Below are 12,646 nucleotides of genomic sequence, written 5' to 3' on the forward strand. Positions count from 1 at the left end.
AGCGGCGGCAACGGTGAACGGCGGGTGGAGATTGGCCAGCAGGCCCGGCCCTTTCGCGGGTGAACCCGCTCCTACACGACGGCCTGCGCCCAATCACCGATGTGTGTCCATCCCCGATCAGGTGTAGGAGCGGGTTTACCCGCGAATACGGTAGCGGCAGCAACGGTGAACGGCGGGTGGAGATTGGCCAGCAGGCCCGGCCCTTTCGCGGGTAAACCCGCTCCTACAGCGCGCCAACCGCCGACATGTGCCCACCACCGTGGTAGGAGCGGGTTTACCCGCGAAAGAGCCAGAAGCCGTGACACAAGGTCAACTGTCGCGGCGCAGGTCCGGCGGGATCGGCAGGTCGTCCTTCAGCGGCTCTGGGCGCTTGCCCTTGCCGGCGCGGTATTGGCGAATCTGGAACACATACGCCAGCACCTGCGCCACCGCCAGGTACAGCCCCGCCGGGATCTCCTGCTCAAGTTCGGTGGAGTAATAGATCGCCCGCGCCAGCGCCGGCGACTCGAGGATCTGGATGTTGTGCTCCACGCCAATTTCACGAATCTTCAACGCCATGAAATCGCTACCCTTGGCCAGCAGCAACGGCGCCGCACCGCCTTTCTCCGGGTCGTATTGCAACGCCACCGCATAATGCGTCGGGTTGGTGATGATCACATCTGCATCCGGTACCGCCGCCATCATGCGCCGCTGCGACACCTCGCGCTGCAGTTGGCGAATACGTTGCTTGACCTCGGGCTTGCCCTCGCTGTCCTTGTACTCGTCGCGCACTTCCTGCTTGGTCATCTTCATTTTCTTGTGCGTCTGGTAGAGCTGGAACGGCACATCTGCCGCGGCAATCAGCAACAGCCCGGCCGACATCCACAAGGCACTCCAGCCCACCACCTGCAAGCTATGGATGATCGCCTGCTCCAGCGGCTCATTGGCAATCGACAGCAAGGCCTGGCGGTCACCGGAGAGCACCACCACCGCCACCACCAGAATCACGAAAAACTTGGCCAGCGCCTTGAGCAATTCAGTCAAGGCCTGCATCGAGAACATGCGCTTGATCCCCGACAGCGGGTTCATGCGGCTGAATTTGGGCTGCAGCAAGCTGCCCGAGAACAAGAAGCCGCTAAGCGCGATGGGCGCCACGAAGGAAATCACGAACAGCAGGATCAACACCGGCTGCACCGCCCAGATAGCCATCTTGCCCGAGGCCAGCAGAAAGGCCCCCATGGCCCGTTCATCGACGATGATGTCGCGGGTCAAACTGAAGTTCATGCGCATCAACGCCAGCAATGTTTCGGCCAAGTGACCACCGAATGCCAGCAGGCCACCAGCGCCCGCCAGGGTCACCGCCACCGTGTTCAGCTCCTTGGAGCGCGCGACCTCGCCCTTCTCACGGGCGTCGCGCTTGCGCTTTTCGGTGGGGTCTTCTGTCTTGTCCTGACCGCTCTCGCTTTCTGCCATGTTCAGCGCGCCCTCGCCAGCTCACGCAGCCACTGCAGCGTTTCACTGGCCAATGCCTGATAGTGAGACAGTATATCGGCCAGGCCCACCCAGAAGACGAACATGCCCATGACCAAGGTCAGCGGGAAGCCGATGGAGAAAATATTCAGCTGTGGCGCTGCGCGGGTCATTACGCCAAAGGCGATGTTCACCACCAGCAGCGCGGCAATCACCGGCAGAATCAACAGCAGGCCGGCACCGAACACCCAGCCCATGCGCCCGGCCAGCTCCCAGAAGTGGTTGACCACCAGCGCACTCCCCACCGGCAAGGTGGTAAAACTTTCGGTCAGCACCTCGAACACCACCAGGTGGCCGTTCATCAACAGGAACAACACACTCACCAGCATGGTCATGAACTGGCTGATTACCGTGACGTTGACCCCGTTGGCGGGGTCAACCATCGAGGCGAAGGCCATGCCCATCTGCACCGCAACAATCTGCCCGGCAATCACGAAAGCCTGGAACAACAACTGCAAGGCCAGGCCAAACAGTGCGCCAACGATGATCTGCTCGGCGCACAGCAGCAAACCGCGCAGGCTCAGCGGGTCGAATTCAGGCAGTGGCGGCAGTGCCGGCACAATTACCACGGTGATGGCCACGGACACGTACAAGCGCACCCGCGCCGGCAACATGCGGGTACCGAAAATCGGCATGGTCATCAGCACCGCGGTCACCCTGAACAACGGCAGGATGAAGGTGGCGACCCAGGTGCCGATCTGCGTGTCGGTCAGTTCCAGCATCGCCGCATCAACCTATGAGCTGCGGGATGTTGGTGTAGAGCGTGGTGATGTACTCCATGAATTTCTGCACCAGCCACGGCCCGGCAATGATCAGCGTGATCAGCATCACCAGCAGGCGCGGCAGAAAGCTCAGGGTCTGTTCGTTGATCTGCGTGGCCGCCTGGAACATCGCCACCACCAGGCCCACCAACAGGCTCGGCACCACCAGCACGGCAACCATCAAGGTTGTCAGCCACAGGGCATCACGGAACAGGTCGACAGCTACTTCAGGTGTCATCGGCGGCTCTCCTTGACGGCGTCAGACGCCGCCGAAACTGCTGGCCAGGGTGCCCATGATCAGCGCCCAGCCGTCGACCAGCACGAACAGCATGATCTTGAACGGCAGCGAGATGATCAGCGGCGACAGCATCATCATACCCATGGCCATCAGCACGCTGGCCACCACCATGTCGATGATCAGGAACGGGATGAAGATCATGAACCCGATCTGGAACGCGGTCTTGAGCTCCGACGTGACGAATGCCGGCACCAGGATCGTCAGCGGCACCTGGTCGGGGCCGGCGATGTCGGTGCGCTTGGACAGGCGCATGAACAAGTCAAGGTCGCTCTGCCGGGTTTGCGCCAGCATGAAGTCCTTGAGCGGGCCCTGGGCCTTGTCGATCGCCTGCTGGGCAGTCATCTGCTCCTTCAGGTACGGCTGCAGCGCGTCCTGGTTCACCCGATCGAACACCGGCGCCATGATGAACATGGTCAGGAACAGCGCCATGCCGGTCAACAGCTGGTTCGACGGCGTCTGCTGCAGGCCCAGGGCCTGGCGCAAAATCGAAAACACGATGATGATGCGGGTAAAGCTGGTCATCAGAATGACGAACGCCGGGATGAAGCTCAGCGCGGTCATGATCAGCAGGATTTGCAGGCTGACCGAATATTCCTGTTGCCCGTCCGGGGTGTTGGACAGGGTGATGGCCGGGATCGACAGCGGGTCGGCGGCCAGGGCCAGCGGCGCAGCCAGCAGCAGCGCCAGAGTCAACAACGTACGCAGCGCGCCGCTCATCACTTGTTGTCCTTAGGGTCCTTGCCCATCAGCTCCATCAGCCGCTGGGCAAACTCCGGCGTCGCCTGACGGACGCTTGCCGGCACTTCCACGGGTTCGGCCAGTACGTGCAGGGCCTCGATGGTGCCGGGGGTATGGCCTATCAGGATCTGCTCCTTGCCCACCTGCACCAGCAGCAGGCGGTCACGCGGGCCGATGGCACGGCTGCCGACAATCTCGATCACCTGCCCACCCTTCACAGCGGTGCTCTGCAGGCGCCGCAGCAGCCAGGCCAGGAAGAAGATCAGGCCCACCACCAGCAGCAGGCCCAAGACCATCTGCGCCAGCTGCCCGCCGAGACTGCCAGGTTGAGCCGCCGGGGTGGCCGCTGGCGTGGCCGCAGCCAGGCAGGCGTGGCTGGCGAACAGCACCGCTGCCACGGCGATGGCGCGCATCGTGCCCTTCACTCAGCGCAACTTCTTGATACGTTCGCTGGGGCTGATCACGTCGGTCAGGCGGATGCCGAACTTTTCGTTGACCACCACTACTTCGCCATGGGCGATCAAGGTGCCGTTTACCAGCACGTCAAGCGGCTCGCCAGCCAGGCGGTCGAGCTCGATCACCGAGCCCTGGTTGAGCTGCAGCAGGTTGCGGATGTTGATCTCGGTGCTGCCCACTTCCATGGAAATGTTCACCGGGATATCCAGGATCACGTCCAGGTTAGGGCCTTCGAGGCTGACATTTTCGTTCGGCTTCGGCGAGCTGGCGAATTCTTCCATCGGCAGGCGGCCCGGGCCGCTGCTGCCGGTGTCCCCGCCCAGCAGTGCATCGATGTCGGCCTGGCCGGCAGAACCGGTTTCTTCCAACGCTGCGGCCCACTCATCGGCCAGTGCCTGGTCCTCTGGGGAGGTGATCTCGTTTTCGTTAGCCATGATTTCCTCGACAGGCATTCAATTCGTTGTAAGCGACCGGCACACCGTCAGCGGCGTTCGATCGGGTCAATGATCTGCAGGGCCAGGTTGCCCTTGTGCGAGCCCAGCCGCGCCTTGAACGCTGGCACCCCGTTAGCGCGCAGCACCAGGTGCTCGGGCAGCTCCACCGGGATCACGTCACCCGGCTGCATGTGCAGGATGTCGCGTAGCTTCAGCTGGCGTCGGGCGACCGTGGCGGTCATTGGCACGGCCACGTCCAGCACGTCCTCGCGCAGGGCTTTGACCCAGCGCTCGTCCTGGTCGTCCAGGTCCGACTGGAAACCGGCGTCGAGCATTTCCCGCACCGGCTCGATCATCGAGTACGGCATGGTCACGTGCAGATCGCCGCCGCCGCCGTCCAGTTCGATGTGGAAGGTGGACACCACCACCGCCTCGCTGGGGCCGACAATGTTGGCCATGGCCGGGTTGACCTCGGAGTTCATGTACTCGAAGCTGACCGGCATGATCGCCTGCCAGGCTTCCTTGAGGTCGACGAAACACTGGTCCAGCACCATGCGCACCACACGCAGTTCGGTCGGGGTGAACTCACGCCCTTCGATCTTGGCGTGGCGGCCATCGCCGCCAAAAAAGTTGTCCACCAGCTTGAACACCAGCTTGGCGTCGAGGATGAACAGCGAAGTGCCGCGCAGCGGCTTGATCTTGACCAGGTTGAGGCTGGTGGGCACGTACAGCGAGTGCACGTATTCGCCGAACTTCATGACCTGCACGCCACCCACGGCCACGTCTGCGGAGCGGCGTAGCAGGTTGAACATGCTGATACGGGTGTAGCGGGCGAAGCGCTCGTTGATCATTTCCAGGGTCGGCATGCGACCCCGCACGATACGGTCCTGACTGGTCAGGTCGTAGCTTTTGATACTGCCAGGCTCGGATGCACTCTCGGTCTGCACCAGCCCGTCGTCGACACCGTGCAACAGGGCATCGATTTCATCCTGGGACAGCAGGTCCTGTACGGCCATTGCGGACTCCTACTGCAATACGAAATTGGTGAACAGCAACTGGTCGATGACCGGCTTGCCGACTTCCTTCTGCGCCACTTCCTGGACCACCGCGGTGGCCTTCTGACGCAGCATCTCCTGCCCTACCGGGCTGCTGGCGAGGGTGTCGAACCCTTGCCCGGAGAACATCATCACCAGGTTGTTGCGGATCACCGGCATGTGCACCTTGAGGGCATCCAGGTCGGCCTGGTTACGCGCCTGCAGGGTGATGCTCAGCTGCATGTAGCGCTGGCGGCCGTTCTGGTTGAAGTTGACCACGAAGGCCGGGGTCAGCGCCTCGTAGATCGCCGCCGGCTTGACGTTGCTGGCCGCGGCCTCGGCGGCCGGAGCGGGCTCGCTCTTGTGCATGATGAACCAGGTAGCGCCCACCGAAAGGCCGATCGCCAGCAGCAGGCCTACGACGGCCAGCAGGATCAGCTTGAGTTTGCCTTTAGTGGCGGGGTCTTTGACTGCTTCGCTCTTCGCCATGCCAATAATCCGTCGTCCATCGGGGGGTTCAAGGGAGGATGGCTTGGCTTGAGCAAGTGTTATGCCAGATTTTGCAGGGGATGGATTCCAGCAGGTTTTGCGGTGCTGGCTGCTTCGCGGCCACGCCCGCTCCCACCGCTACCGCACAGGGTTCGAAATCAACGAAATGCCTGTGGGAGCGGGCTCGCCCGTGAAGAAGCCAGCCCAGGCCAACCGTTATCAGGCGTAGTAATCGACCGCACTGTCGCCGACAACCACCTGCTGCTCCAAAGGCCGGACGCCATCGACCGCCTCGACCCCACCCTGCTCGGCCCGGCGCGCCGCCACCCCGGAAAGGTTGCTGCCCTGCGCCTGCCCCTGCTGTTGTTGCTGCCCGCGCGACTGGTCAGCCACGTTGACATCCGGCTGCGCCAACCCCTGCTGGGCAAACAGTTCGCGCAGGCGATGCACCTGGCTGTCGAGGGCATCACGTACGCCGGCGTGGCCGCTGATGAAGGTGACCTGGGTGGCCTGGTCCGCCGCAACATTGACGCGAATGTCGAGGCGACCGAGTTCTGCTGGCTCCAGTTGGATATCAGCCGACTTGAGGTTCTGGCTGGACAGGTACATGACCCGGTTGACCAGGCCTTCTGCCCAAGCGTTCTGGTTCATTGGCAATGGCTGATGCAGCGGGTTCGCATTGGCCGGCACGGCATTGGCGGTCTTGGCCGTGGCCGCCTGGGTCAGGCTGGCCAGGCGGTTGGCAAAATCATCGATGCGGGTGTCGCTGCTGGCACTCTTGGTGTCTTTCAGGCCGTCCTCAAGCAAGCTGCCAAAGGCCTTGTCACCGGATTCGGCGCTTTCGCCATCGGTATTCTCGACCAAATTCGCCAAGGTATTGACGGCCGCCTGCCCTTCCTCGCCCTGAGCCTGGGCAGCATCAAGGGCATGTGCCGAGGTGCCACCCTTGGCCTGGGCACTGTGCTCCAGCGCGAGGCGCAGGGTTGGCAGGTTGGCCAGGGGGTCAGCATCCGGATCGAAGGCCTCCTCGGCGGACGGCTCTTCAGGCAGTGCCGCGGCGACCTGGGTTTGCGCCGTGGCCGCCTGCAGCACCGGCGCCACCGCCTCGGCCTGAGCCTGGATCAGTTGCGCGCCGGGCTGGGCATCAGTGACCTGACCGGCCACCAGGCTGGCATCACGCACACCCGTATCGGCCTGGGCCGAATCCTCTTCTGGCAACTTGTTGCCGTCATCGGCAACTGCAGCTTTGCCAGCCGGGTCTTTCTTGCCGCCGGCTGCCGCATCAGGTTTGTCCTTGGGCTTGGCTTGAGCGACCTTGTCGTCCTGCCCGGTAACCTTGTCGCGGCCCTGCTTGGCCATCACCTGGCCAAAGGCATCGCCCTTGTCGCCCAGCGCCTGCAGCGGCTTGTCCGCCTGCACGGTGGCCGAACGCGAGGTCTTGGCAATGGCATTGGCTTGCAACAAAGGGTTGGGTGCGACAGGCATCGAGCGGTCTCCGCGCCAGAAACAAAAATCATCGGGCAGAGACAGGCAAGACTCGCGCCAACTCGCGTATCAGCCTGCGGAAATACGTTGCTGCTCACCACGGTAAAAGTGCTGCACCACGACGAATTCCATGTCGATGCGGCTGATCAAGTCTTCAATTCCATATAACGGGGGCCGCCGTGCGCGCTCTTCGAGCTGCTGGCACAGGCTGGCCAAGGCCACCGCGCCCATGTTGCTGCTGCTGCCCTTGAAACTGTGGGCTGCCGCGCCAAGCTCCTCGGCGCTTTTGGCCGCGTGCAGCTGGCCAAGACGCCGCTCTGAGTCGTCGAGAAAAGTCTGCACCAACTGCAGGTAGCCATCTTCCATGACCTCACGCAGGTCACTGAGTACCTTGTGGTCAATATGCATGTCAGTCACTTGTTCACTCCTTGATCAAGCCAGATTATGCCCGAGCCAACCCGCGGCTCACCATACGAACTCCACATGCGCGCAACGCCCGCCTTCACTCCAGCGCGCGTCACTGGCCAACTGCCGCACCAGATTCAGACCGCGACCGCTCAGCCCCTGATCCAGCGAAGGCCGCGCAAGCACTTGCTGCACGTCGAAGCCGGCACCGCTGTCGCGCACCTCGATCATCAGACGCCCACCGCCGCCATGCGGTTCAACCTTGAAATCGATGCTTACAAAGCCTTCGGTCAGCGAGCCCAGGCGCCGGGCGCGCTCCTGGTAATAGTCGGTAAAGCCTTGCACATCGCGCTTGAGCTGTGAGTCCAGGCCCAGCACACCATGCTCAAGCGCATTGGCATACAACTCGCTAAGCACACTGTGCAAGTTGCCGGTACGCGCGCGCAGGCCATGAATTTCTTGCAACAACTGCACCAGGTAAGGCACAGGGTTGAAGCGCTTGAGGCTTTCGCCCCGCACTTCGAAGCTCAGCGACCAGTCCAGCGGGCTGGAGCGGCCACTATCAGAGTAGATCATCGGTGCCGGCACCCGCTCCTCGGCAGTGAACATGCGAATGTCGCACAAGCTGATGTCATCGCGTGGCTGCCCACCAAAACGCTCCAGGGCCAGCATCAGCTCATCGAACAACTGCACAGGGTCGCGGTTGTCGGCCAGCACCGCTCGCAGGCGCTGTACGCCAAACAGGCGCTCCTGGTCGTCGGCGGTATCGAGCACACCGTCTGACAGCAGCAACAGGCGCTCGCCCGGTGCCAGCGGCAACACCTCTGTGCTGTCATCGAAGCGCTCAGCGGCCAGAATGCCCAGCGGCAGGTGCCGCGAACTCAGTGCCGACAGCACTTGGCCATCCACCGACAGGCGATAGCCATCAGGCATACCGCCATTCCATACCTCCACCGAGCCGCGCTGCATGCTGAGGTTGAGCAGCAGCGCACAGCAGAACATGTCCACCGGCAGGATGCGCTTGAGCTTGGCATTCATCTCGCGCAGGATCTGCGCCATGCCGTAGCCCTTGGCGGTCATGCCGTAGAACACCTCAGCCATCGGCATGGCGCCGACCGCCGCCGGCAGGCCGTGACCGGTGAAATCGCCAAGCAGCACACGCATGTCGCCGGCCGGGGTAAATGCCGCCAGCATCAGGTCGCCATTGAACAGCGCGTAAGGCGATTGCAGGTAGCGAATGTTGGGCGCAGAAAGGCAACCAGAGTGGGCCACCTTGTCGAACACCGCCTTGGCGACCCGCTGCTCGTTAAGCAGGTGATGGTGATGCCGGGTGATCTGGTCACGCTGTTCCAGTACCGTTGCCTGCAAGCGACGCAGGCGGTCCATGGCGCGAATCTTGGCAGCCAGGATCACCGCGCTGTAGGGCTTGGCCATGAAATCATCGCCCCCCGCCTCCAGGCAACGCACCAGCCCCTCTTCTTCATTCAGCGACGTCAGGAAAATGATCGGCACCAGCGCTTCGCCAGCCAATGCCTTGATCTGCCGCGCCGCCTCGAAGCCATCCATGACCGGCATCAGGGCGTCCAGCAGTACCAGTTGCGGGCGCCGCTCGAGGTACAGCGCTACCGCCTGCTCGCCGTTCTCCGCAGTGAATACCTGATGCCCCTGGCGGCGCACGATCTGCGCAAGCAGAAGGCGATCGACAGCACTGTCTTCGGCGACCAGCACGGTCAACGCCTGTTCAGCCGGCATGTCGGCACTCAACTGATATCGAAGAGTTTTTCGAAATTGGAGATAGCGAGAATCTTGCGCACGTCGGAACTGGCATGCACTACCCGCACATCCGACTCGTCGCCGCCCGCGTGGTCGCGCAGCAACAGCAGCATGCCCAGCGCGGAGCTGTCGAGGTAGGTGGTGTCCTTCAGGTCGACGACCACCGAATCCGGGCGCCTGGGCTGGCGTTCGTAGGCGTCGCGAAACTCCTGATGCTTGCCGAAATCGAAGCGCCCCTTGATCTTGATGGTCAGCTTTTTCCCGTCCTGCGAAAAATCAGTCTCGACTGCCATGCTAGCGATTCCTTCGATGATGGCGGATGCAACTGCTCTAAGGTTTAGCAGGCGATGGTGGGGGTGGCAAGCGGATGCAGGCTCGTGGCTTTGATGGCCTGTACGGCCTCTTCGCGGGTAAACCCGCTCCTACATCAATCGGTGGTGTCGCCCAATACCGTGGTAGGAGCGGGTTCACCCGCGAATAGGCCGGACCTGCCAGCCAACATACCCGGTCATACACCGTCACAGCCGCCACCGCATTCGCGGGCAAGACCTCGCATTTGTTTCGGGCCAATTATTCCGCTGCAAGGCCTGCGGCGAACACCTATAGCTGGTTTTGCCGCGGCAGGCGCTGCGACAGCTCATCCAGCAAGCGCTGCTCGCGCTTGTCTTCAGCGCGCCGGGCCTCGTCCAGGTAGCGCTGTACCAGCTTGCGCAAACCTTCCACCCGGGCATAGGCCTGCTGCCAGGTACCTCGGGCGTTATTGAGGTTGTTCTGGTGCCAGACCAGGCTTTGCCGCTGCTGGGTCATGGCCGTTTCCAGCTGCCCCAGAAAACGCTGATAATTGACCAGCCAGCTGCCATTGACCCCTTGCCCGCCGCGGTTGATCCACTGCAGCTGGTAATCCTCGCGAAAGCGCTCCAGCTCGGCCAGCTTGGCCTGGGCCGTGGCCACCTGCTGCTGGAAATGACCAAGGCGCTGAGCCGCCTTGCGCTCGGCTTCTTCGGCCATGTCCACCACCGGCGCCAGGCGCGCGGCACGTCCGGGCAGCGCCATGGCTTATCAACCTGCCGGGGGCGTGAAAATTGCCCCCAGCTGTTCGCGGCTCTGCGCCATGCCCACATTCTCGCGCAGGCCTTGGCGCAGGAACTCAACCAGCTTCGATTGCAAGGCAATGGCCAGGTCGGTCTCCGGATCACCGCCGGCCACGTAAGCCCCCACGCTGATCAGGTCGCGGCTTTGCGACAGGCGCGACCACAGTTGCTTGAACTTCTGCGCCTGGCGCAAGTGGTCGGCATCGACCACTTGGGGCATGACCCGGCTGATCGACGCTTCGATGTCGATGGCCGGGTAATGGCCCTCCTCAGCCAGCCGACGCGACAGCACAAAGTGGCCGTCAAGCACGCCCCGCGCCGAGTCGGCGATCGGGTCTTGCTGATCGTCGCCTTCAGACAGCACAGTATAGAACGCAGTGATCGAACCACCGCCAGGTTCGCCATTGCCTGCCCGCTCCACCAGCTTGGGCAGCTTGGCGAACACCGATGGCGGGTAACCCCGGGTGGCCGGTGGCTCGCCGATGGCCAAGGCAATTTCCCGCTGGGCCTGGGCGAAACGGGTCAACGAGTCCATCAGCAACAGCACATTCTTGCCTTTGTCGCGGAAGTACTCGGCAATGCGTGTGCAATACATGGCGGCGCGCAGGCGCATCAGCGGGGCATCGTCAGCCGGCGAAGCCACCACCACCGAGCGCTTGAGGCCCTCTTCACCGAGGATGTGCTCGATGAACTCCTTCACCTCGCGCCCCCGCTCACCGATCAGGCCGACCACGATGATTTCGGCTTCGGTGAAGCGGGTCATCATGCCCAGCAGCACCGATTTACCCACCCCGGTACCGGCAAACAGGCCCAGCCGCTGACCACGGCCGACGGTAAGCAGGCCGTTGATACTGCGAATGCCCACATCCAACGGCTTGCTGATAGGGTCGCGGTTGAGCGGGTTGATCACCGGGCCGTCCATCGGCACCCAGTCCTCGGCCTTCATCCCGCCCTTGCCATCCAGCGCACGGCCGGCGCCGTCGAGCACCCGGCCCAGCATGCTCATGCCCATGGGCAGACGGCCGCCGTCATCCAGCGGCACGACCCGGGCCCCCGGCGCGATGCCGACGATACTGCCCACCGGCATCAGAAACACCTTGGGCCCGGCAAAGCCCATGACTTCGGCCTCGACCTGCACCGGGTGATAACTGTCATCGTTGATCACCAGGCAGCGGCTGCCCACTGCTGCGCGCAGGCCTTCGGCTTCCAGGGTGAGGCCAACCATACGCAGCAAGCGGCCTTCGACGATGGGCTGGGCAGGCAGCTCGATGGCCTCAGCGTAAGAGCCGAGGCGCTTGCCGAAACTGGTGCGTTCAAGGTGCATCTGGGCTGTCCACGGCACGCTCGGCCGGCGCGTCCAGGTCTATCGTCATGTCTGGCGCCGCCGGGTGCAGGGAATGGTCGTGCAACTGGTCGAACAGCTGCGCCACCGCTTTTTCGATACGCGTTTCCATGGTGGCATCGATACGGCTGTGGGCCGTCTCGATGCGGCAACCACCCGGTAGCAGCGCGCTGTCTTCCAACAGCCGCCAGTTCTCCTCATGGCGTTCGCGCAGGGCCTTGGCCAGCTCGAAATCCTGCGGGTTGAGGTGGATGCGGATATTGTCCGCGCCCATGGGCAGCAGCTTGAGCGCTTCGCGCAGCACCTGAGTGATCTGGCTGGAATCGTTGCGCAGCTCGCGGCCAATCACCTGACGGCTCATGTGCGCGATCAGGTGCACCAGGCTTTTCTCGATCTGCGTGTCCTGCTCGGCGATCGGCTCCATCAGGTTGGCCATCAGCCGCTCGAGGCTTTCCAGCTTGGCCTTCAGGGCCTCTTCGGCCTCCTGGCGGACTTTGAGCTGAGTACTGTGGAAACCTTCGCGCTCACCGGTGGCGAAGCCCTCGTTGTAGGCCTCCTGACGGATGGCTTCGAGCTCTTCCAAGGTCAGTGGCTGGACTTCTTCCAGCGGCACTTCCTCGACTTCTTCCGCGATGACCTCGGGTTCCGGCTCTGGCTCGGGCGCAGGCTCCGGTTCCGGGTCGAAGCTGGGCAGCGTCCACACGTCCACGCCCTCGAGGTCGCGGGCGCGGATCAAGTCGCTGGGGTGATGTTCTTTGCTGGACATGCTGTCATGTTCTCAAACCATGTTCGGCCGACACGGTCCCTTGTAGGAGCGGGTTCACCCGCGAA

15 protein-coding genes are annotated in these 12,646 nt (G+C 63.0%); all 15 read right to left on the reverse strand.

Annotation, left to right across the window (positions count from 1 at the left end):
* Nucleotides 1-309 precede the first annotated feature (309 nt).
* Nucleotides 310-1,452 (reverse strand): flagellar biosynthesis protein FlhB, encoded by a 1,143-nt coding sequence (gene flhB, locus V6093_RS10275; RefSeq protein WP_004577675.1) that lies wholly within the window; start codon nt 1,450-1,452, stop codon nt 310-312.
* 2 nt (nt 1,453-1,454) lie between these two features.
* Nucleotides 1,455-2,231 (reverse strand): flagellar biosynthetic protein FliR, encoded by a 777-nt coding sequence (gene fliR / locus V6093_RS10280; protein WP_003254413.1) that lies wholly within the window; start codon nt 2,229-2,231, stop codon nt 1,455-1,457.
* Nucleotides 2,232-2,238: 7 nt separating this feature from the next.
* On the reverse strand, nt 2,239-2,508 hold the full coding sequence (gene fliQ / locus V6093_RS10285) for a flagellar biosynthesis protein FliQ (RefSeq protein ID WP_003254414.1): 270 nt from the start codon (nt 2,506-2,508) through the stop codon (nt 2,239-2,241).
* Between the two features lie 21 nt (nt 2,509-2,529).
* A complete protein-coding gene (fliP, locus tag V6093_RS10290) occupies nt 2,530-3,285 on the reverse strand; it encodes a flagellar type III secretion system pore protein FliP (RefSeq protein WP_003254415.1) in 756 nt (251 codons plus the stop codon).
* The gene (gene fliO, locus V6093_RS10295; RefSeq protein ID WP_014860286.1) at nt 3,285-3,719 is read right to left on the reverse strand and encodes a flagellar biosynthetic protein FliO; all 435 of its coding nucleotides are present in this window, start codon (nt 3,717-3,719) and stop codon (nt 3,285-3,287) included. The genes fliP and fliO overlap by 1 nt, the downstream gene beginning before the upstream one ends.
* Nucleotides 3,720-3,731: 12 nt before the next feature.
* A complete protein-coding gene (gene fliN / locus V6093_RS10300; RefSeq protein WP_003254417.1) occupies nt 3,732-4,196 on the reverse strand; it encodes a flagellar motor switch protein FliN in 465 nt (154 codons plus the stop codon).
* 47 nt (nt 4,197-4,243) lie between these two features.
* A complete protein-coding gene (fliM, locus tag V6093_RS10305) occupies nt 4,244-5,212 on the reverse strand; it encodes a flagellar motor switch protein FliM (RefSeq protein ID WP_003254418.1) in 969 nt (322 codons plus the stop codon).
* Between the two features lie 9 nt (nt 5,213-5,221).
* Complete coding sequence (fliL, locus tag V6093_RS10310; protein WP_003254419.1) at nt 5,222-5,719, reverse strand: flagellar basal body-associated protein FliL; 498 nt, start codon at nt 5,717-5,719, stop codon at nt 5,222-5,224.
* A gap of 219 nt (nt 5,720-5,938) precedes the next feature.
* Complete coding sequence (locus tag V6093_RS10315; RefSeq protein WP_047604176.1) at nt 5,939-7,204, reverse strand: flagellar hook-length control protein FliK; 1,266 nt, start codon at nt 7,202-7,204, stop codon at nt 5,939-5,941.
* A gap of 69 nt (nt 7,205-7,273) precedes the next feature.
* Nucleotides 7,274-7,621, reverse strand: a complete 348-nt coding sequence (locus V6093_RS10320) for an Hpt domain-containing protein (protein WP_004577674.1) — start codon at nt 7,619-7,621, stop codon at nt 7,274-7,276.
* 48 nt (nt 7,622-7,669) lie between these two features.
* Nucleotides 7,670-9,361 (reverse strand): fused response regulator/phosphatase, encoded by a 1,692-nt coding sequence (locus V6093_RS10325; RefSeq protein ID WP_003254425.1) that lies wholly within the window; start codon nt 9,359-9,361, stop codon nt 7,670-7,672.
* A gap of 8 nt (nt 9,362-9,369) precedes the next feature.
* Nucleotides 9,370-9,675, reverse strand: a complete 306-nt coding sequence (locus V6093_RS10330) for an STAS domain-containing protein (RefSeq protein ID WP_003254426.1) — start codon at nt 9,673-9,675, stop codon at nt 9,370-9,372.
* 307 nt (nt 9,676-9,982) lie between these two features.
* The gene (fliJ, locus tag V6093_RS10335; RefSeq protein ID WP_406669788.1) at nt 9,983-10,435 is read right to left on the reverse strand and encodes a flagellar export protein FliJ; all 453 of its coding nucleotides are present in this window, start codon (nt 10,433-10,435) and stop codon (nt 9,983-9,985) included.
* 6 nt (nt 10,436-10,441) lie between these two features.
* Nucleotides 10,442-11,797: a flagellar protein export ATPase FliI gene (fliI, locus tag V6093_RS10340; RefSeq protein WP_054889680.1), complete on the reverse strand. Its 1,356-nt coding sequence runs from the start codon at nt 11,795-11,797 to the stop codon at nt 10,442-10,444.
* Nucleotides 11,787-12,581 (reverse strand): flagellar assembly protein FliH, encoded by a 795-nt coding sequence (gene fliH, locus V6093_RS10345; protein ID WP_121783068.1) that lies wholly within the window; start codon nt 12,579-12,581, stop codon nt 11,787-11,789. Before fliH ends, fliI begins: the two co-directional genes overlap by 11 nt.
* Between the last annotated feature and the right edge of the window lie 65 nt (nt 12,582-12,646).

Source organism: Pseudomonas putida group bacterium ESBL64, from assembly GCF_045277175.1.
Lineage (GTDB): Bacteria > Pseudomonadota > Gammaproteobacteria > Pseudomonadales > Pseudomonadaceae > Aquipseudomonas > Aquipseudomonas alloputida.

Bases quoted from the DNA above. Each gene is read 5' to 3' on its own strand.
- flhB (WP_004577675.1), bottom strand. From the start codon at position 1,452: ATGGCAGAAAGCGAGAGCGGTCAGGACAAGACAGAAGACCCCACCGAA.
- fliR (WP_003254413.1), bottom strand. From the start codon at position 2,231: ATGCTGGAACTGACCGACACGCAGATCGGCACCTGGGTCGCCACCTTC.
- fliQ (WP_003254414.1), bottom strand. From the start codon at position 2,508: ATGACACCTGAAGTAGCTGTCGACCTGTTCCGTGATGCCCTGTGGCTG.
- fliP (WP_003254415.1), bottom strand. From the start codon at position 3,285: ATGAGCGGCGCGCTGCGTACGTTGTTGACTCTGGCGCTGCTGCTGGCT.
- fliO (WP_014860286.1), bottom strand. From the start codon at position 3,719: ATGCGCGCCATCGCCGTGGCAGCGGTGCTGTTCGCCAGCCACGCCTGC.
- fliN (WP_003254417.1), bottom strand. From the start codon at position 4,196: ATGGCTAACGAAAACGAGATCACCTCCCCAGAGGACCAGGCACTGGCC.
- fliM (WP_003254418.1), bottom strand. From the start codon at position 5,212: ATGGCCGTACAGGACCTGCTGTCCCAGGATGAAATCGATGCCCTGTTG.
- fliL (WP_003254419.1), bottom strand. From the start codon at position 5,719: ATGGCGAAGAGCGAAGCAGTCAAAGACCCCGCCACTAAAGGCAAACTC.
- V6093_RS10315 (WP_047604176.1), bottom strand. From the start codon at position 7,204: ATGCCTGTCGCACCCAACCCTTTGTTGCAAGCCAATGCCATTGCCAAG.
- V6093_RS10325 (WP_003254425.1), bottom strand. From the start codon at position 9,361: ATGCCGGCTGAACAGGCGTTGACCGTGCTGGTCGCCGAAGACAGTGCT.
- V6093_RS10330 (WP_003254426.1), bottom strand. From the start codon at position 9,675: ATGGCAGTCGAGACTGATTTTTCGCAGGACGGGAAAAAGCTGACCATC.
- fliJ (WP_406669788.1), bottom strand. From the start codon at position 10,435: ATGGCGCTGCCCGGACGTGCCGCGCGCCTGGCGCCGGTGGTGGACATG.
- fliI (WP_054889680.1), bottom strand. From the start codon at position 11,797: ATGCACCTTGAACGCACCAGTTTCGGCAAGCGCCTCGGCTCTTACGCT.
- fliH (WP_121783068.1), bottom strand. From the start codon at position 12,581: ATGTCCAGCAAAGAACATCACCCCAGCGACTTGATCCGCGCCCGCGAC.